This window comes from Caballeronia sp. LZ035 (assembly GCF_031451175.1).
Taxonomy (GTDB): Bacteria; Pseudomonadota; Gammaproteobacteria; order Burkholderiales; family Burkholderiaceae; genus Caballeronia.
In genome coordinates, this window is sequence record NZ_JARUXS010000005.1 from 140827 (window position 1) to 158565 (window position 17739).

General features: G+C 60.9%; 17 protein-coding genes and 5 pseudogenes. 12 read left to right on the forward strand and 10 right to left on the reverse strand.

Features of this window, described 5'->3' with window-relative positions; translation table 11 throughout:
* Positions 1-58 precede the first annotated feature (58 nt).
* A complete protein-coding gene (locus tag QCE88_RS39120; protein ID WP_309911250.1) occupies positions 59-838 on the forward strand; it encodes a hypothetical protein in 780 nt (259 codons plus the stop codon).
* A gap of 556 nt (positions 839-1394) precedes the next feature.
* Here QCE88_RS39120 and QCE88_RS39125 read toward each other — a convergent pair.
* A pseudogene (locus QCE88_RS39125) lies at positions 1395-1619 on the reverse strand (integrase); the annotation flags it as partial.
* Between the two features lie 292 nt (positions 1620-1911).
* Between QCE88_RS39125 and QCE88_RS39130 the strand changes: the two are divergent.
* Both QCE88_RS39130 and QCE88_RS39135 read left to right on the forward strand, forming a co-directional pair.
* Positions 1912-3990: a phage integrase family protein gene (locus QCE88_RS39130; protein ID WP_309911251.1), complete on the forward strand. Its 2079-nt coding sequence runs from the start codon at positions 1912-1914 to the stop codon at positions 3988-3990.
* A gap of 790 nt (positions 3991-4780) precedes the next feature.
* Complete coding sequence (locus QCE88_RS39135) at positions 4781-5155, forward strand: hypothetical protein (RefSeq protein WP_309911252.1); 375 nt, start codon at positions 4781-4783, stop codon at positions 5153-5155.
* On the opposite strand, the gene QCE88_RS39140 is transcribed toward QCE88_RS39135, so the two are convergent.
* The 3 genes from QCE88_RS39140 to QCE88_RS39150 form a co-directional block, all read right to left on the reverse strand.
* Positions 5152-5391: a hypothetical protein gene (locus QCE88_RS39140; protein ID WP_309911253.1), complete on the reverse strand. Its 240-nt coding sequence runs from the start codon at positions 5389-5391 to the stop codon at positions 5152-5154. The two genes, QCE88_RS39135 and QCE88_RS39140, sit on opposite strands and share 4 nt — an antisense overlap.
* Positions 5392-5697: 306 nt before the next feature.
* Complete coding sequence (locus tag QCE88_RS39145; RefSeq protein ID WP_309911340.1) at positions 5698-5901, reverse strand: hypothetical protein; 204 nt, start codon at positions 5899-5901, stop codon at positions 5698-5700.
* A 395-nt stretch (positions 5902-6296) separates the two neighbouring features.
* On the reverse strand, positions 6297-6542 hold the full coding sequence (locus QCE88_RS39150) for a hypothetical protein (protein ID WP_309911255.1): 246 nt from the start codon (positions 6540-6542) through the stop codon (positions 6297-6299).
* Between the two features lie 383 nt (positions 6543-6925).
* Here QCE88_RS39150 and QCE88_RS42150 point away from each other — a divergent pair, with 383 nt between their 5' ends.
* Entirely contained in the window at positions 6926-7081 is a 156-nt protein-coding gene (locus tag QCE88_RS42150) for a shikimate kinase (protein ID WP_409018319.1), read from the forward strand.
* A gap of 34 nt (positions 7082-7115) precedes the next feature.
* Here QCE88_RS42150 and tnpC read toward each other — a convergent pair.
* Both tnpC and tnpB read right to left on the reverse strand, forming a co-directional pair.
* Positions 7116-8674 (reverse strand): annotated as a pseudogene (gene tnpC, locus QCE88_RS39155) (IS66 family transposase).
* 33 nt (positions 8675-8707) lie between these two features.
* Positions 8708-9058, reverse strand: a complete 351-nt coding sequence (tnpB, locus tag QCE88_RS39160) for an IS66 family insertion sequence element accessory protein TnpB (RefSeq protein WP_309911256.1) — start codon at positions 9056-9058, stop codon at positions 8708-8710.
* A 425-nt stretch (positions 9059-9483) separates the two neighbouring features.
* Between tnpB and QCE88_RS39165 the strand changes: the two genes are divergently transcribed.
* The 4 genes from QCE88_RS39165 (at position 9484) to QCE88_RS39180 (ending at position 12497) form a co-directional block, all read left to right on the forward strand.
* Positions 9484-10017, forward strand: a complete 534-nt coding sequence (locus QCE88_RS39165) for a DUF6431 domain-containing protein (protein ID WP_309911257.1) — start codon at positions 9484-9486, stop codon at positions 10015-10017.
* Positions 10018-10146: 129 nt separating this feature from the next.
* The gene (locus tag QCE88_RS39170; protein ID WP_309911258.1) at positions 10147-11466 is read left to right on the forward strand and encodes a DDE-type integrase/transposase/recombinase; all 1320 of its coding nucleotides are present in this window, start codon (positions 10147-10149) and stop codon (positions 11464-11466) included.
* A gap of 2 nt (positions 11467-11468) precedes the next feature.
* Positions 11469-12263: an ATP-binding protein gene (locus QCE88_RS39175; RefSeq protein ID WP_309911259.1), complete on the forward strand. Its 795-nt coding sequence runs from the start codon at positions 11469-11471 to the stop codon at positions 12261-12263.
* A gap of 42 nt (positions 12264-12305) precedes the next feature.
* Positions 12306-12497 (forward strand): hypothetical protein, encoded by a 192-nt coding sequence (locus QCE88_RS39180; RefSeq protein ID WP_309911260.1) that lies wholly within the window; start codon positions 12306-12308, stop codon positions 12495-12497.
* Positions 12498-12640: 143 nt separating this feature from the next.
* Here QCE88_RS39180 and QCE88_RS39185 read toward each other — a convergent pair whose 3' ends face one another.
* The gene (locus QCE88_RS39185) at positions 12641-12817 is read right to left on the reverse strand and encodes a transposase (protein ID WP_309911331.1); all 177 of its coding nucleotides are present in this window, start codon (positions 12815-12817) and stop codon (positions 12641-12643) included.
* Positions 12818-13243: 426 nt separating this feature from the next.
* Between QCE88_RS39185 and QCE88_RS39190 the strand changes: the two are divergent.
* A pseudogene (locus QCE88_RS39190) lies at positions 13244-13549 on the forward strand (SDR family oxidoreductase); the annotation flags it as partial.
* 74 nt (positions 13550-13623) lie between these two features.
* Here QCE88_RS39190 and QCE88_RS39195 read toward each other — a convergent pair.
* Both QCE88_RS39195 and QCE88_RS39200 read right to left on the reverse strand, forming a co-directional pair.
* Positions 13624-14230, reverse strand: a pseudogene (locus QCE88_RS39195) (SDR family NAD(P)-dependent oxidoreductase); the annotation flags it as partial.
* 119 nt (positions 14231-14349) lie between these two features.
* Complete coding sequence (locus QCE88_RS39200; RefSeq protein ID WP_309911261.1) at positions 14350-15234, reverse strand: SMP-30/gluconolactonase/LRE family protein; 885 nt, start codon at positions 15232-15234, stop codon at positions 14350-14352.
* 129 nt (positions 15235-15363) lie between these two features.
* Between QCE88_RS39200 and QCE88_RS39205 the strand changes: the two genes are divergently transcribed.
* From QCE88_RS39205 to QCE88_RS39215, 3 genes are read left to right on the forward strand one after another with little or no spacing between them, the layout of a single operon-like run.
* The gene (locus tag QCE88_RS39205) at positions 15364-16572 is read left to right on the forward strand and encodes a Gfo/Idh/MocA family oxidoreductase (protein ID WP_309911262.1); all 1209 of its coding nucleotides are present in this window, start codon (positions 15364-15366) and stop codon (positions 16570-16572) included.
* Positions 16572-16862: a trehalase-like domain-containing protein gene (locus QCE88_RS39210; RefSeq protein ID WP_309911263.1), complete on the forward strand. Its 291-nt coding sequence runs from the start codon at positions 16572-16574 to the stop codon at positions 16860-16862. The genes QCE88_RS39205 and QCE88_RS39210 overlap by 1 nt, the downstream gene beginning before the upstream one ends.
* A 51-nt stretch (positions 16863-16913) precedes the next feature.
* On the forward strand, positions 16914-17468 hold the full coding sequence (locus tag QCE88_RS39215; protein ID WP_309911341.1) for a hypothetical protein: 555 nt from the start codon (positions 16914-16916) through the stop codon (positions 17466-17468).
* Here QCE88_RS39215 and QCE88_RS39220 read toward each other — a convergent pair.
* Positions 17379-17645, reverse strand: a pseudogene (locus QCE88_RS39220) (hypothetical protein); the annotation flags it as partial. The gene QCE88_RS39215 and the pseudogene QCE88_RS39220 overlap by 90 nt on opposite strands.
* Positions 17646-17739: the final 94 nt, after the last annotated feature.

Sequence of the window (17739 nt, forward strand, 5' to 3'; positions counted from 1 at the left end):
GCAGGGTGAAGCGGAGGCGTTCACGACAAGATCCATCCGCAGCAAGCGAGATTTTCTCGTGCACTTCAAAATTGCAGACGACTCGGAAGGACGACTCGTGGTGCTGAGTGAACGTAGAGGGCTGATTAAGACGTCTGGGAACGGCATCTACGTGTCACTTCCCGATGAAGCAGGACCAGCCGGACGGAGTGTCAGTGACGTCGTGCTGCACGGCCGGATAGAGATCGACGAATTGCCCGAAAACATCATGTGCGACTGGAGCGGCGCATATGAATCAGGGGAGCCTGGCTTCATTGAACATGGCGGGCCATCCGTCGGGCTGGGGGTGGACCCGCTTTTCGCAGACATCGAGCAAGCAACCCTCAAATGGGCGAGCGCTTACGGGATGGCTGACGCCATGCGCTTAAGCCGCCATACACCCGTGGTGTGTCAGGGGGCGAGCTTTCACTCAGATGCAGAGAACTTTGCTCAATACGGATTCTGTGTCGTGTGGCTGTCGCAGAGGGACGGTCTGGATCTGCTCTTTCCCAATGTCGACGTGCGTATTCCGCTGGAATTTGGCTCTATTGTCTTTTTCGACGCTGCGCAGCCTCATGGAACAGTCTTCGAGGGCTACGACAGTTGGTGCGCCCAACAGTATCAACGTAGAGCGGTCGACTTCCGGACGCGGCACTTCTTGTCATTCGACTTTCCAATAGCGCATCCCTCGGTCGTCTGCGGTCTGAAACTAAATCTGTTCAGCGCCGAAGCTGGCAAGCACCGTCATGAACGACTGACAGTGCAAGGGCAGCACAGAACGGTTGATAGTGTGACTGGCTTATGGCGCAAATCGCCGTGAATGTTCTCCGACCGCGTGGGGACGAGCTAGTCATTCACCCATGGCCCCCTTAAAACTCTCGCTTCAACAGCCTCTAGCAGTTTGAGCCTGTGGCCAGTCGCCGAAACATCGAGCCAATAATTCAAGGTGAACGAGCCTTCTCATCACGACCGTTGCTACCAATTCGAGACGCGTCGCGTCTCGTTCCCGGAATTGGTTCCGAAGCTATTGCTCGAAGCCTGGCCTTCGGCAAGAAGTTGCGCAGGTGGAAATTGGCCTGGTCGATAAATGAAGCGTGCGGTTATCTTGAACGGCGCCGCAGTCGCAATACGTTGGGTGACGAGCGCAAGGCTGACCCGTGTGCTGCAGCATAAGCCGCGCTTTAATACATCGGTGCACTAACACGCCTGCACACTTCAGCGAGCCGCTGCGACATTGCAAACAGCGTCATAGGAAGAGTCGTCGGAGCCGTGCGTGACTCTTCGCGCGTCGAAAATACGCAACTAATGGTCTATACCCTATTAACCCTTTTTCGCGTCGCCAAAAGAACTTCGCCGCCAGTCGTCGTCGATCACATGGACAGGGCACCGCGGAACTGGCGGCAATCTGACGAATGGCGTGGGCGCAACGGCCCCGCCCACGGCGCCTGCATGGTTGGCCGGCGCGGAACCGCGCAGTACGTTACCGCATCCTCGATTGTTAGCGACGATAACGCGCGACCGCGCTCTACGATCGCCCATAGGATCGCGCATTCAGCTTATTTCCGACCGGTGCGCTGGGTCGCTGGCGACTCGTGCAGCGAGAATCAAGCGTGAATCTCGTCGCGGTCAAAATTCAAACACGGCCCCTCTAGTTTGATTGGCAATCCTGATAATGCTTATTAGCAGTGAATGGTTTAATGGGTTTTATGGGGTATAATGCGTTTTACGCCTCTCGCCAAGCCAATAGGGGAGGGCGTTCCAGCCGATCCAGCCTCATGTGACCCACGGCGAGAGTTCAGCGAAGTCGTCGCCGATCCGCGTCTGGCGCTCGAAGGTTGGCGAGTCGAACGCGGCGACGCCTAGCGCCGACACCCGATCTCACCTCACACTCCGATGGCGAACCAGCCCCAGCAACTGACCCTGCCACCACCGCGCACCTACACGCGCACGGACTTCACGGCGCTCCGCGCATTCGTGCAGCGGGTGCCATCGGCCACCATCGCGCGGCTGTACTACGATGCGGAGCGCGCGCCGCACGCCGCGACCCCGGAAGCGGCCGAACGCTACCTGCGCCAGATGCGCGACGACCTGGTCAGCCTAGCGTTGCTGCATGGCTCGCCGGTGCTGGCCGATCACCTCAAGGCGTCCATCAAGCAACACGGCAGCGCGCGACTCACCGCCGTCACGCTACGCATGGTCGAACAGGCCGCGGGCCTCGCGGCCGCGACGCCGACGCTCACGCATCCGGTCGAGCTGTGGTTCCGCCCGCTGATCGCGCGGCGCCTGATCGGTGAGGGCATCGCGACCTTGGGTACGCTCGTCGACTACTGCAATGCGCGGGGCGGCAGTTGGTGGCGCGCGGTGCCCCGCATCGGTCCCTTACGCGCGGCGACGCTCGTCGCGTGGCTGCGTCGTCACGAGAAAAGTCTGGGCGCGCGCGTCGCTGACGATGTCGACGCGCGCCCGCTTGAACTCGCGGTGCGTTCAGCGTGTCAGCCAGAGCCGATCGTGGCCGGCGGGGATTCAAGCGCGCCGCGACTCGCGCCGTTCGAAGCCTTGGCGGTACCGGCCGAGCTATCGGGTGGGGAGGGCGCACACGGCGCGCGTCGCGGCGTGAACCGCGCGGGCAGCTTCGCGTTCATTCGGGCCGAACACGATCTGGCAGCGGTGCACGCGTACCTGCATCGCTATCGCGATCGACCGGTGACGTTGCGGGCGTACACGCGGGAACTTGAGCGGCTGATCTTGTGGAGCGTGGTGGTGCGACAGAAAGCGCTGTCCTCGCTGATGGTCGAGGATTGCGAAGCGTACAAGGATTTTTTAGGGGCGCCGTCGGCGGCGTTCACAGGACCCAAGCGCCCGCGCAGCAGCGGACGCTGGCGACCGTTCGCACCGGACGGGCTGTCCATCGACAGCCAGGCCTATGCGGTGCGCGTGATTCGCGCCGCGTTCGCGTGGCTGGTCGAGGTGCGCTATCTGGCCGGCAATCCATGGAGTGCCGTGCAGGATCCCGCCACCGTGATTCGCGAGTCGTCGGTCCAGGTCGACCGGGCGTTACCGGCCGAGTTGTGGGCCAAGGTGCGGCGGCTGCTCGATGCGCAGTGCGACAAGCTACTCGACTTCACGGCGCCGCTCCGATCGCCTTCGACCACGAGAGAGGCGAGGTGGGCAAATGGGCGAGCAGTAATCGGGCCGCCAACAAACGGGCGGGCAGCAATCGCGCGGGCATCGCAAGAGGCGGGTTGTCAATGGCGTGCGGCGCGCGCGGCGATTTTGTTAATGGGGGACTCGGGCCTGCGACGCGCCGAGGCGGCGCAGGCCCGACGCGAAGATCTGCGGCCGTCGGACATCGCGAGCGAGTCCAAGCCAGCGCGCAAGTCGAAAGGGAGTGACGTGGCAAGCGCCGCGCCGGTTCCGCGCGCACGAACGGTCTGGACACTGAGCATTGTGGGCAAGCGGCGAAAACAACGGACGGTGCCGGTCAGCGGTCCGACGGTCGATGCGCTGCGGGCGCACTGGGCTGATCGTGGACTCGATTTCGAGACGGATGCCGCGGGCCCGCTGATCGCGCCGATCTGGATTCCGGGCACCGACGCGGCGCAGCTCCGACACGAGCGCGCAGAAGCAGGGGACGGCGACGCGGTGGGCGTATCGACGGGCGTTCCTTACACAGCTGACGCACTCGGGCGACTGGTGCGCATGGCGGTCAAGCGTCTGGTGATCGCGCTGCGCGCGGATCCGGCATCGCTCGCGGAGCTGACCACGGAGCACCTCGTGCAATTGGTGAACACCTCCGCGCACGCGTTTCGCCATACCTTCGGCACGCGTGCCGTGGCGCGCGAGATGCCGACCGACGTCGTGCAGTCGATCCTCGGTCACGCGTCGCTGCAAACCACCTCCATCTACGTCAAGGCGGAGAAGCGCCGCATGCTGGAAGCGGCCGCCCGCTATTACGCTGACGGGGACGCATAACGCCGTGCGGCATGTCTTGCGGGCGCGAGGGACCGTCGACGGCCGACGAAGATCGAAAATTTTACGGCTGGCGATGCATCCGCCTGCGGGCGAGCTACTTTTACGTACCTGCGTAACGGGTGCCGACCAGGCGTCGTAGTCGCTCGGCTCGGCGCTGGCGATGGCTCGCATCAGCGCACCCAGCGCGGTGTGCTTACCGAGTTCGCGCCCGAGGACTCGCGCCGTGCGCAACGTCACCTGTTGGGACCGTGATACGTCACCGCCGTCAACCTGAAACGTAAATAGGTGCGACTCCGGGGCGTCAGTGGCAGCTGTTTGATGGGCGATCATGATCGTGTTCATGACGAAAATGAGAAGCTTTTCGTCATTTACAGCTTCGCGCGGACCCGAAACAGTGCCCGCGTGCCTCGCCTCGCAGACGGCTCACGCCTGACGAGGCGCATCGGTGAAATCCCCTTTTTGACGCTACGCTACCTTCTACTAGAATGAATGTAACGCTCATCTCGCCTGCAACTGCAAAGGAGGACATCGAGTGCTGACGCCAGAGGGCGCTGACGACGCCGAAATCATCGTTCGACCCTGCACAAGCGGCGGCTGGCAGATTGAAGTACCGGGACCGGACGGAGTGCGCGTTACCACCGTCTCGACGGAACAAGAAGCACTGACGCGCGCGCGCTTGCTTGGACCGAACGTTGAGGTCCGTATCCTGCCGGCCGTTGATTGCGCTCAACTGCGGAAGAGCTCGAATCCTGACTAAATACAAATTTGGCCGGTCCGGTCGTTAAGCGATATGACGATTTTCGTTCTTATTCGCGACGAAGACGATGTTCGTCGCGAATGCGCCGAGCGTAACCTGGCCTCCCTCAATCTTGAAGTGCGTGACGAGAATGTGTATGTCGGTGCGGTCCGTTCGCCGATGCCGGCGTCGGAAAGACACCTCTTACAGCACCTCATCAACCGGCTATGGCCGCAGGACGTGCTCGTCGTATTTGACTTGGCGTGGCTTGGCAACAGTTGCGCCGACGTGCTTCGAACACTGCAGGCGATCGAAGTGAAGAGGGCGGCAGTTGGATGCCTTAGCGGGGCGGAGGGAAAGACAACGGTAGATCCATTTCCACTTCGGGTGTCATTGAGACCACCATCAGCGGGGGCTGCTGTTATCTAATCTCTTTGAAGACGCTCGATCTCGTGAATTATCGCAGTACGGTGAAGCCGCATCGCCTCCACTGTGCCGAGAAACGTTTCGAGAAGCTTAGCTGCGTCCACCATATCGTGCCCCCTTATCTCCAACATACGTAGGATGGTGCGCTGTTGCTCAACGCGCAGGCACGCTTGCTCAATGTCCGCGTCGGCCTTCTCTAGTGTCGAGCGTTCTTTTTGTAGCGCGACGTTGTCTTTCATCGAGCCACTCTATCAGTTAAGCGAAGTCGGTACGTTGCGGCCGTAGAAGCAGCCGACCATCCTTCGTAGAACGGTTGAAAGCCGAAGGGGTGCGGATTGAGAAGGGTGCTTGTCCAAATGCGCCATTCGTGCGCCGGAACTCTCCCATGGCAGTAAACGTGAACGGGACTCGCTATCCTTCGACTGCGGAACCCGGCGAGTAGCCTCACACGGACGAACCTGCAGGTTGGGATTGATGGAACAAAGGGCCGGCGCACAGCCCCTTTCATCGCAACGAGCACATCTGCGTCGACCGGCAAGGCGCAGTCAACCACCGCCAACGCCTTGTATGATCTTTCCTGTGCCGCCGCAGGTTTCGCACTTCGCACCGTCGAGCTGGCCTGAACCGTCACATGCCGGACAAATATCCTCGCCGGCGCCTGGTGTGCCCGGATCTGCTTCGTCGCCGGGATTCAGAGGAGGTTTGGGTTCCATGACATGCTCCGCAAGGATGGTGAACTGATCAAGCAATCGACATTCCGACACGGAATGACAGCGTACCGCAGGCGGACACGCACCTGTCCGACGCTTCAACGGTGATGCTTTGCAACTGTCGAGCGAGTCGGACACAGTATGGCCGTGCGCTCATCTCGATGAGCGCCCAAATCGCTCAATGACGCTTAGGAAGGCGCCATTTCTCTTCTGCGCTCGCGAAGAACTTCATCGTATTGATTCGCTCCGAACCACCTGACCTTGCGCTCAGCCAGTTTCCCTTAGAAAGAGAAGGGCAAGCGTACGGTGAGCTTCACCAAGCCGATCGGTGCGTCTGTGAAGTGGTCGTAAGGACCATCGCAGGCGGCGGCTGAATTTGTTGCCCGACGCGAGAACCAACGATTTAACGCGATGGCCACCTTCGGAAAGCTGAATCAGAATTTTCTACTATTTTTCCAAACTTTTTCGGCCGCCTCTTTCGCTTCATCGAGCGTTGCAGACATGCCGAAGCTGCTCTGGCCAGCATCGTTGCCGTCCATCCGACGCACCACCCACAGCCAACGCCCTGGTCCCGGTTCTTCACTGTCGGCAATGACCAATAACTCGATCTCTGCGGAGGCTTGCCGCCACCATTCAAGGCCGTCGAAGCTCGAGGGGAGCCAGTCACATTTATCGTCCATGGCGTTGTCAACGCGAGGCTGTCGCGCACTCACCTGCGTAATGTGACCGTATTGCACCGTACCGCGTCGGACGTGTTCTCGATATCAGCGTTTTCCTAACAAGGGAGGAGGATTGCTAGGCGGGTTCATCTGGAAATAGGAGGGCGCCGACGAACGTGTCGAGCGACTTTAGGCTCGTGAAGAAACTGGAGTTGCAAGAGGCTCACGCAAAAACGAACCCATACCTCGTTGGACTGATGAGTGCCGGAAAAACCACGGTGGGCCGCGCGCTCGCGCGCTGTCTGTGGCGGCCGTTGCACAAACCGGCGTGGCGTTTCTTCGATCTTCGATCTTCGAACTCGAAGGCGAGGAGGCCCTCCGTCGGCGGGAGGCGCATGTCGTAAATGCACAGTCGCGGCCGAGGAATTGTGTTGGCGACTGGCGGTGCGGCAACGCTGCGACATGACAACCGTCAAGATTTCAAGCGTCGAGGCGTCGTCATCTACTTGCAGCCCGACCCACACGAAAAACGGGGCCGCATAATAGTAAGCGCGCATTAGACGACGTCCCTTGTGCGGTGCCACGCGATATGCGTCAGGCCGCGTGTGGATTCAATCGCCAGGGTAGCAGAGCCTCGTAGTCGTCGGCGGTGTGCGCATGCGGCAGACCTTTGAACAGCGCGATGAGGTATTGGTAGGGATCGATGCTGTTCGCTTTGCAGGTCTGCACGAGCGAATACAGGTTGGCGGCGGCGTTTGCGCCGGCGACGGTATCGCTGAAGAGCCAGTTGCGGCGGCCGACAGTGAACGGTCTGATCGCGTTCTCACACGGGTTGTTCGAGATGGGCCACGCTCCGTTGCCGACGTAGCGAACGAGCTTCGGCCACTGGCCTCGCAGATATTGAAGCGCTTTGCCGAACCCGCTTTGCGGCAACACGGTGTTCAGATGACGCGAGAGCAGCGCCTCGATCTGATCGAGAACTGGCTGACTCCTGGCCTGTCTGAGTTGCTGCCGCTGCTCCGGCGCCATGTCTTCGGAGCGTGCCTCAACCGCAAACAACTGACCGATCAGCCGGATGAATTCACTCACCGGATGATCGCCGCCGCGCTGCTCCTTCGGCAGGTCCTCTTCGGCCTCAATCAGGTAGCGTCGCGCGTGCGCCCAGCATCCGAGGTGCACCAGCTGGTTTGTTCGCGCGATTTCGTTGTACGGCTCATAACCGTCGCTCATCAACACCGCGCCGGGTTTGATGCCAGCATAGAGCACGGCGGCCTGCGCCGCGCTGCGCGTCGGACTATAGCTGAACAGGCGTACCGGTGGGCCGGTACCATTCATCTGTGCCCACATGTAGCTCTTGCGTTGCGCCGCCCGGCCAGGCTCCTTGAGCACCTGCACGGTCGTTTCGTCGCCGTACACGATGTCAGCGTCCAGAAGCTGATCGCGCAGAAGGTTGATCAGAGGCTGCACCGCAAGACCTACACGGACCACGCTGGCGGCCAGCGTTGCGCGTGACAGGTCGCCTCCGAAGCGGTGCAGCAGCGCAGCGATACGGTACAGCGGCAGTGCATCGACGAACTTGCTGACGACTACCCACGCCAATGCTGACTCGGTTAGCAGTCCCTTCGGGATGATGCGCGCGGGTGCCGGCGTGACCTTGATACCGAGATCGCAGCATGGGCAGGCGTACTTGATGCGCTGGTGCTGGATCACGCGAACCTGTTGCGGCACGATATCGAGCTGCTCGCTGATCTCGGCACCGATCTCCATCAGTGCCGTGCCGTCATGAGCGCAGACGCGTTCGGTTTCGGGCAACTCATGGCGCACGACCTCGCGAGGCAACATCGGATCCAGGGGCTTGCGCCCGCGCTTCTTGCGCTTGTGCGCGCCAATTTTTCAACGTCGTCTTCTGGCGCGCTCTCCTGTGCCGCTTCGGACCCAGCCGCCAGTGCTTCGGCTTCGTTCAGGAACAGGTCGCGCTGGTCGCCGTCGCGTGCTTCGCTCTTCGCGCCAAACAGCTGCCGCTGGAACGCCTTCAGCTTCTCGCGCAACAGGTCGCGCTCGACCGTCACCACGCGTAACTCGCCCTTGAGGGAAGCGAGTTCGGCGCGCAGGGCCTGCAGTTCGTCGGTGGGCGGCGAGAAAGGAGAAGACATCGCTGGATTAGACCAGCGATGCAGGTACGCGTTTCAGCTCACGCGATCATAATAACGTGCTGGATGGCTGCGCATCGCTTCGATATCGATACCGTCGAGCAACCAGTGCAGCTGCTCGGAGCGCAACTGCAGGACCACTTCCTTGCGCGGCCATACGAAACGGTCCTGCTCGAGCCGTTTCGTCAATAACCAGAAGCCGTTGCGGTCCCAGACAAGCAGCTTCACGCGGTCTCGCCGTTGATTGCTGAATGCGTAGACCGCACGTGCGAACGGATCGAGCATCATTGACTGCTCGACCAGCGCCGCAAGCCCGTTGATGCTCTTGCGGAAATCGACCGCATCACGATGAAGGTAGACTTTCAGCCCCTGGTCGAAACGGAACATGGCAGCATGCATAGCATTTGCAGAATTGACGATACCTCGTCGGTGGTCGCCTCGCCCAGGTCCAGCTCGACGCCGTTGGGTAACCTTGCCTGCAGGCGCAATGCCGGCCCGCGCGGCGGTGCATTGAGCGTGGCGACAGGGACAAATGCTGACGTCTCGACTGGTGCCGGGAGCGCGGCCGTGCTGGCGCCGTCCCGCTCCTGCTGGTAGCGCATGATCCATTTGCGGAGCAGGTTTGCGTTGACTGTTATGGCGCGCGCAATATGAGATGGAACAGGGGATGTTTGTCGCGCGGACAGCGAGAACGATGTTGTGAACTTTTCCGCGCGTAGCGCGCGACGCTGCAGGCGTAAAGAAGGCCGATGCACCTCTGGTATCGTGCGACGTTGTCCAGACCCCGCACGTTTTCCAGAACTGACCGGCCTATGCATCGTATCGTACACGCCCATCGCGCGCTGGAGCAACACCAGCGCGCCATCCTCTTCACGCTCGAAGCCTACCGTCCCCCGCGTTGTCCGCACTGCGGCGTCGCCAGCCTTTGGGGGCATGGCTTTTACGACCGCAAGGCTGATCGCAGCACAGCCGGCGCCCTGAATCCCGTTCTGGTGCCGCGCTTTCGCTGCACGGCGTGTTGCCGTACCTGTTCGCGCCTGCCGCTGTGCTTCTGCCCGCGCCGCTGGTACGGCTGGGCATTGCAGCAGCTGGTGCTCTCCCTGTGCATGTCCGGCATGTCGCTGCGCCGCATCGCCGCGGTTGTCGGCGTTGACCGGCGAACGGTAGGCCGCTGGTGGCGCTGGCTGTGTGGGCATGGTGCCGGTTTCGCATTTGCGCTGCGCGGCCGTTTCCCGGAGCTTGGCAGCACCGATGGCGACACGGCATTCTGGCGCGCGTGCTTTGCCAGCATGTCGCTCGCCCGCGCGATGGCGTGGCTCGATTCTGACGGTCTTGATGTCCCGTGATGTGATGGTGGCAGCGTCGTGCGCGACGGGGTTCACTCGACTCGTAATGGATACCCACACACTCTGCTCCTCACGCTGACCCTCAATCTCGCCTTTTATGGAGTCTCCCTTATTTAAAACGGAGATTTCGTGAACGACATCGATCCCAAAGCCCTGTTTCGCCTGTCGGTACTGGGGCCGCTCGTCAGCCGCGAGCGCCTCGGCCGCGGCGAACTGCAGCTGATCGTACGCCAGCTAGCCCGTCAGGAGTACGCAATACCTGGTTCACGACGGCGCTATATCAGCGAGAAGACGCTGCAGGCGTGGTACTACGCTTGGCGGCGTCATGGGCTCGCCGGCCTTTCTGACCGGCCGCGCACCACCGCCGGCCAGTCGAAGTTGCCCGCCGCGATACAGAGTGCCGTGCTGGCCGCCAAGCGGGAGAATCCGCGCCGTTCAATCCGTCAGATCCGATTGCTGCTTGAGGCCGCCGGGCTCGTGCCGCACGACACGCTCTCTCGCTGCGCCGTGCACCGCCTGCTCAAGGCTCACGGGCTCTCGCGCATTGCCTCTCCCGAAGTCGTACCGGAGGAGAAGCGCAGCTTTGAGGCCGAGCACGCCGGCTCGATCTGGTACGGCGACGTGATGCACGGTCCCACACTGTCGTTCGGTGGGCGTCGAACGAAGACGTATCTCGTGTCGCTGATGGACGACGCTTCGCGGTTAATCGCGCACTGCGCGTTCTGTCCGGCCGAGACTGCGCTCGAGGTCGAGGGCGTCCTCAAACAGGCGCTGCTTCGTCGAGGCATTCCAGTTCGCCTGGTGGTCGATAATGGCGCCGCTTATCGTGCTTCTACCCTCCAGGGCATCTGCGCGCGCCTGTCCATCCGTCTTGTCTACTGTCGCCCGTATGCGCCCGAAGGGAAGGGGAAACTGGAACGGTGGCACAGAACGCTACGCGAGCAGTTTCTCGCTGAGCTGGACGGGTCCCACATTCGCGATCTCGCCGATCTCAACGCCCGGCTGTGGGCGTGGGTCGAGGAGATTTACCATCGTCGACCCCATACCTCGCTCGCTGGTCAAACTCCGCTCGCTCGGTATCAGCAGGACCTGCCACGCATCCGCCTTCTTGGACCACTCGCCGCCCAGCTCGATGAACTGTTCCTGCATCGTATTTCCCGACTGGTGCGTCGTAACGGCACCGTCTCGTGGGCCGGCCGTTACTTCGAAGTCCCGTACGAACTCAGCGGCCAGCGCGTCGTGCTCGTCGTCTCCCCGCACACCGCTACCGTAGTACGCGTCGAGAGCGACACCGGTCAGCTGCTTGGCGCGGCCACACCTCTTGATCTCGTCGCGAACACTCACCGTCGCCGGCAGCGACCCGCTGTCGCGCCGGCCACGGCGGCTATCAGCGCCGGGCCGAACCTCATCGAGCTCACGCATCAACGTCATTACCGGCTGGAGGACTGACTATGTACCGTCAACACTTCGGTCTGCGGCATGCGCCGCTGGACAAGGACTGCACCGAACTCTGGGACGACGGCGCACTCGCACGCCTGGCCGAACGCTTCCAGTGGCTGCTGACCAGTCCCGGCATCGGCCTGCTGACCGGTGAGCCCGGCGTGGGCAAGACCGCTGCGCTGCGCCATCTCACGCACGGCCTGAATCCGCATCGCTACCAGACGATCTACCTGGCGGAGACCGAGTTCGGCCGCATCGACCTGTACCGCTCGCTTGCGCGCTCGCTCGGCCTGGAGCCCAGCTACCGGCGCGCCGATCTGTGGCGCGAACTGAAACTGCGTATCACCGAGCTCTCCACCGGCAAACAGGTCCTGCCTTTATGGATTATCGATGAAGCTCAGAACCTCCCGCCCGAGTTCTTCCGTGACTTTCCCAGCTTTTTAAATTTCGCCTTTGATGCCCGCGACCTCATCACCGTGTGGCTGGTCGGTCATCCGCCGCTGGCCAGCATGCTCGAACGCACACCTTACGCCGCGCTCTACAGCCGCATCCAGACGCGCGTGCAGTTGCAGCCTGTGATCGAGCGCGAACGCTTTGCGCAGCTCATCACGCACGCGCTCAAGACCGCCGGCTGTACCCATACGCTGTTGGCCGATTCCGGGCTCGAACTGCTGCGTCAGGCCTCGCGCGGGCTACCGCGCCAGGCCGGGCGCATCTTGCGTACTGCCATGCAGCTCGCAGTCCCCCGCGGACTCAACCATCTCCCCGACGAGCTGTTGCAGCAGGCCATCGAGGAAATGCGTTAAACGCGATCTCTAAACCGTCATTCTTCAATCGCGAGGTACACCATGTTTATTTTTACCGGAAACACGACGCCCTGCCGTCCCGAGCTCACCGATGAAGCGGCCTACCTGATCCGGATCATGCTTGCCGACCTCTACCACTGGTTCGACTGGGAATACGGAAAGCAGGCACGCCGCTATCGTCCGCCCGACGGCGTTCCGCCGCTCGACGAGGATCCACTGGACGATCCGTTCTGACCTTCGGCCCCGGCGTTCATCGCGCCGGGGCCGTTTCACATGGGCGTCCGTACGCGCGATGCTTCCCCGTCTGGCTGCCCGTTCCGTCGCGCACGGCTCAAGACAACATACTTCTCGTCGGGCGCGCGACGAACTTCATCGTCTCACCTCGAATAGCACGCGACGCCGAACCTATTCCAGCGCGCGCCATAACAGTTGACTCCGTGCTCAAGTGCCAGGGCGGCCACCGATACACCCGGCTGCAGGCATTGCTCGACCAAGGCGCGTTTTGCCTTGGCATCGAAACGCCGTCGCCCGTCCCGATGACGCTTGACGACCATACTGCTCAATAGCTCTGAGTTGTGCTCTGTCACAGGTGTCCACCTCCAAATAGGTGGACACCATCTTGGCGACGTCACTTGCTCAGAGCAAGGATGTCCATGATTGAGCGCTTACGCATAATAAATGGCGAGAGCCTGCCGCTCCTACAAACCGACGGATTTCATCCAGACATGCAAAGCGGTATTCAACTCGCGCTACGTACTGTCCGGAGAGGTCGCTTAATTTCGTCCTAGAAGCTCGACAGCCAACGGTCAATGCGTTGTGTACGCCATCCTCACAAAGCTCGAAATAGCCGGTGCAACCATACCAGGATGACTTTACCGTGCACACAGAAACAACGAGGAGCCAAAGCAGCCGCTCATGGCAACGTCGAAACGACCGGTCTGCTGTCTCACTCAATGCCTTGGCAGAAGCGCTACGGATTTGCAGCCCTTTTGGACTACGCACCGACGAAAGCCGCCATTACCGCTTTCACGCATGCACTGGCCAAACAGGTCGCGCCTAAGGGTGTACGGGTCAACGCGGTAGCGCCCGGTCCGATCTGGACGCCGCTGCAACCTAGCGGTGGGCAGCCGCAGGAAAAGATTGAAGGGTTTGGGTCTGAAGTGCCCCTGAAACGACCCGGTCAGCCGGCGGAGTTGGCACCGGTGTACGTCCTACTGGCGTCGCAGGAGTCAAGCTACGTGACTGGCGAAGTCTACGGCGTCACAGGCGGCAATCCAATCTCTTAATACACACGATGCCTGTTCGTTTGTTTTAAGCGGCCGCACTCGTTCCACAGTCCTCCGGAGCAAAGGGAACGCGCAAGGAAAGCGCTGGGCTGATAACTTTGGATCGAGGTCGTATTGATAATCGCTGCACCAGCCGGCATGTGCGGCAACGCCGCCTTGCACAGCCAGAACATCGCGAAGACATTGGTGCGAAATGTCGCCTCGAATTGTTTCGGTGCTCAGATCGGCGATCGAATCGACTGACGTTTGTTTGCCGGCGACATTCACCAGGATGTCGATGCCACCCAGTTCGCCGACAGTCTTCTGAACGAGTTCACGGCAGAACGCTTCCTCGCTAATGTCGCCTGCTATTGCTGTGACCTTGACGCCGGCATCGCTGACGAGCCTGCGCACTTCTCGCGCGTCGGCTTCTTCGCTCGGCAGATAGTTCATGACGATATCCGCGCCTTCCCGGGCGTAAGCGATCGCCACCGCACGTCCGATTCCGCTGTCGGCTCCGGTAATCAAAGCGCGACGTCCTTTGAGCCGTCCGAAGCCTTGGTAACTTTCCTCACCGTGATCGGGTCGGGGACGCATCTCTTTGGCCAGACCCGGCGCAGATTGCGGCTGCCGGTCGAAGTCAGGACCGGGATACTGCTTCAACGGATCTTGCATGGCGTATTGGTTCTTCGTGGCAGTCATCGAAACTCCTTATCTAAATTTGGAAGCGGAAAAAACGGGCGCGATATGAAGACAGTTTCCTGCACGCGCAGACAAGCTGGATGAAAGGCTGCGTCATCGCTGCCGCACGGGTGTCGCGCTTATGCCTGTCCGATCACGGCGCGCGGCTCGACGAGACCTGGCACTCGCACGCGCATTGAAAAGATGCCGCCCGACTCCGGATATTGTTCAAGCTCCTCGGCGCTCCTACCCTGCCGCGCAGTGGTCACATACAACGTCCGTAGATCGGCGCCGCCGAACGCACACATGGTCGGACAGCGCGCGGGCAGCGGATATTCCTCAACCACCTCACCCGCGGGCGAAATGCGTACAATCCGCCCGCCTTCGTACAGGGCAGACCAGTAAAAGCCTTCACTGTCCACCGACGCGCCGTCCGGTCGCCCGCGTTCGCTCTCACTGTGACTTAACGATACCCAGTCTTCGCGTGGGCCGACTTCGCCGCTCTCACCATCGTAGGTATGTCGATAGATCTTGAACTTGGGCGTATCCGAGTGATAACAGTAGCGCCCATCCTGGCTGAACGTCATGCCGTTCGATGTCGTTAGTCCAGCGTCGATTTTCATTAACGCACCGTTCGTGAAACGATAGAGCGCCGCGCCACCTTGCTTCGACTCATCCTGCGTGCCCAGCCAGAAGCGGCCGTGTGCGTCGCAGCGACCATCGTTAAAGCGGCTCGAGGCAGGATTCTCCGGATTGGCGCAGAGTTGCCGAACGACCCGTCCGTGAGTGTCGAGCAAATAGATGCCGGTGCGCATACCTGCCACGAAGCCTCCGCGGTCCATCAGTGAAAAGCATCCGATATTCTCCGGCAATTCAATGGCGGCATCCGCACCAGTCTCAGGGTTGAAACAGTGCAGCGCGGGCGCCTCGATATCGATCCACCACAGCAAGCCTCTCCGCTCATCCCATCGCGGGCATTCACCGAGCGTCGCGCGAGCGGGTAGAACACAATCTAACGCATGCATCTGGCAAGTCCTCTCCTTTGAAATCACACCGTCACTGTGTAGCGAGCAATCGGTGACGGGTGTGCAATCGCTGTTCCTCGCCGCCTTGGTCATTGTTTCCCGAAACTCTCCAACTGGAACAAACGTTGCGTGGGCTTTGGACATGGCCTTCAGGCCACAACCACTCAAGAGGAACGAGCAATGAGCATTGCTTCAGCGCTGGGCTTAAGCACGGGCAAGAGAGTTCGCTACGCGATCGTAGGACTTGGCGATATCTCGCAGGAGGCCATGATGCCGGGCGTCGATCACACGGGAAATTCCGAGATCACCGCGCTGGTGACTGGCAACCTCGACAAGGCGCGCAAGGTTGCCGAGCAGTACAACATCGCAGACATTTTCACGTACGAGCAATTCGACGAACTGCTCGCGTCAGGGAAGGTCGATGCAATCTACTTAGCCACGCCGAACTGGCGGCATGCCGAATTCGTCATTCCTGCATTAAAGGCAGGCATTCATGTCCTGGTTGAGAAGCCTTTGGAAGTCTCAACGGAGAAGTGCAAGGCGATTGCCGCAGCCGCGGAAGCATCGACCGCAAAGCTGATGGTTGCATATCGCCTGCATTTCGAGCCGGGCACGCTGTCGACGATCGAGCGCCTCCGCTCAGGCGATCTGGGCGACGTGCGACTGTTTTCGTCCACTTTCGTGCAGAAGGTTGATCCGGCGAATCATCGCGCTAAAAGCGGCGTCGAAGCAGGCCCGATCTTCGACATGGGCCCGTATCCCGTGAACGCCGCGCGCTATGTGTTTGAAGCTGAGCCCGTCGAAGTTGTATCCGCCGTTGGCGTGCGTCACCCCGAAGCGGGCCTTGGCGATTTCGATGACACGGTGGCGGTCACGCTGCGCTTTCCAGGCGACCGGCTCGCGCAGTTCGTGGTGTCGTACACACTGAACACACTCGATTCGTTTTTTGCGCTCGGCACCAAGGGGAACATCGCAATGCAGCCCTGCTACATGTACGGCAAGCCGACGCAGCAAACGGTCACGATCGGGCAGGACGAAGCGACGCACTCATTCAAGAACACCGACCACTTCGGCGGCGAGATGAAGTATTTTTCCGACTGCATCCTGAATGACACGCACCCCGAGCCTGATGTCGAAGAAGGTTATGCCGACGTGCGCGTGCTCGAAGGCATCCTCAAGGCGCTGGAGCGGGGTGGTCCCGTGAAGCTCGAAGCGTTCGAACGCGCTCGCAGGATCGACACGAAAGCTCAACTCGAAACGCTGCGTGCGGTGAAGTCGCCGGAGCTGATCGACACCAGTAATCCTGGCGCGGGAGTCGACAAGGTGCCGAAAAACTAATGGAGTGCCCCCGGATTATCGAACGTGATGCAGACGGCTTTCTCCCGCTTGACGCTTATGGCGCGCTCGGCGATGGCCGGTCCGTCGCGCTGAGCGGCGCGGATGGCTCCATCGACTGGTGGTGCGTCCCGAGCATCGATTCACCGCTGTTGTTCGACCGATTGCTGGACGTACGCAACGGCGGCTATTTTTCCATCACGCCGACTCAGCCCTTCGAAGTCGAACGGCAATATCGCGAACACAGTAATGTGCTCGAGACGGTGTTCACGACGCCCACGGGTCGCGCCTAACTTGTCGAGTCGCATAACAGTGGTAGTGCAGGGCGGCTGCCGTGGGCAGAGATGACGCGGCGTATCGAAGGCCTCGAAGGCACGGTGCGCTTCGAGGTGCGCATCGTTTTCAGTCGACGTGATAACTCGATCAGCCCGTATTGTTCGATCATCGGCGGACGGGACGTTTTCCATGCAGGGCGCGTGCTGGGGTTGTTTCTGCACGGTGCGAATGTTGTCATCGACGAACGTGTCAATGAAGGTATCCGTGCGCACGTTGCCGTGCAGGACGGACAGCGCGAAGCGCTCGCTATCGTTGCGGGTGACGATGAGCCGCTCGTCGTGCCGCCGATCGAAGACATTGATGCGCGCATCGAGACATCGGACCGTGCGTGGCGCGAATGGACGACGAACCTTCGATACGACGGTCCGTACCGTCCCCTGTTGATTCGAAGCGCGCTGGCGCTCAAATTCCTGTTGTATTCGCCAAGCGGTGCAATCGCCGCCGCCGCGACGACCTCTTTGCCCGAGAGCATCTTCGCGTTCCTCACCCACCAACAGACGTTCGAGCCGCGGAAATCGAACACATGCCCGTTCAAGGGCGCGATGGATAAGCACGATGGTTAGCGAAGCTGCCGCGGTTGCAACTGCAGGTGACGCACCCAAGATGACGCGACTCAAGGTAGCTCCGAGCAAAATCGCAACGACATAGTCGAAGGGCGAGCGTTGACCGAAGGCGCGTCTTTCCCCGTTACGAATTAGAGCCAGTGACCCGAAGAACACGGCGATGGCTCGGGCCGTCATCTATAGTGAATCCAGATCTTTCCCTTCTCCAAACACCGCGAGCAGTATGCTCATGATTCGTCTCCTTCCTCTCCATTCCGATTCAGCCGACGAA

What these genes read in the sequence shown, in the direction of transcription:
- QCE88_RS39185 (WP_309911331.1), bottom strand. Translation starts at nt 12,817, where the DNA reads ATGGTCGTCAAGCGTCATCGGGACGGGCGACGGCGTTTCGATGCCAAG.
- QCE88_RS39150 (WP_309911255.1), bottom strand. Translation starts at nt 6,542, where the DNA reads ATGGACGATAAATGTGACTGGCTCCCCTCGAGCTTCGACGGCCTTGAA.
- QCE88_RS39210 (WP_309911263.1), top strand. Translation starts at nt 16,572, where the DNA reads ATGGAGTGCCCCCGGATTATCGAACGTGATGCAGACGGCTTTCTCCCG.
- QCE88_RS39180 (WP_309911260.1), top strand. Translation starts at nt 12,306, where the DNA reads ATGTTTATTTTTACCGGAAACACGACGCCCTGCCGTCCCGAGCTCACC.
- QCE88_RS39215 (WP_309911341.1), top strand. Translation starts at nt 16,914, where the DNA reads ATGACGCGGCGTATCGAAGGCCTCGAAGGCACGGTGCGCTTCGAGGTG.
- tnpB (WP_309911256.1), bottom strand. Translation starts at nt 9,058, where the DNA reads ATGTTCCGTTTCGACCAGGGGCTGAAAGTCTACCTTCATCGTGATGCG.
- QCE88_RS39175 (WP_309911259.1), top strand. Translation starts at nt 11,469, where the DNA reads ATGTACCGTCAACACTTCGGTCTGCGGCATGCGCCGCTGGACAAGGAC.
- QCE88_RS39140 (WP_309911253.1), bottom strand. Translation starts at nt 5,391, where the DNA reads ATGAAAGACAACGTCGCGCTACAAAAAGAACGCTCGACACTAGAGAAG.
- QCE88_RS39165 (WP_309911257.1), top strand. Translation starts at nt 9,484, where the DNA reads ATGCATCGTATCGTACACGCCCATCGCGCGCTGGAGCAACACCAGCGC.
- QCE88_RS39135 (WP_309911252.1), top strand. Translation starts at nt 4,781, where the DNA reads ATGACGATTTTCGTTCTTATTCGCGACGAAGACGATGTTCGTCGCGAA.
- QCE88_RS39130 (WP_309911251.1), top strand. Translation starts at nt 1,912, where the DNA reads ATGGCGAACCAGCCCCAGCAACTGACCCTGCCACCACCGCGCACCTAC.
- QCE88_RS39200 (WP_309911261.1), bottom strand. Translation starts at nt 15,234, where the DNA reads ATGCATGCGTTAGATTGTGTTCTACCCGCTCGCGCGACGCTCGGTGAA.
- QCE88_RS42150 (WP_409018319.1), top strand. Translation starts at nt 6,926, where the DNA reads ATGCACAGTCGCGGCCGAGGAATTGTGTTGGCGACTGGCGGTGCGGCA.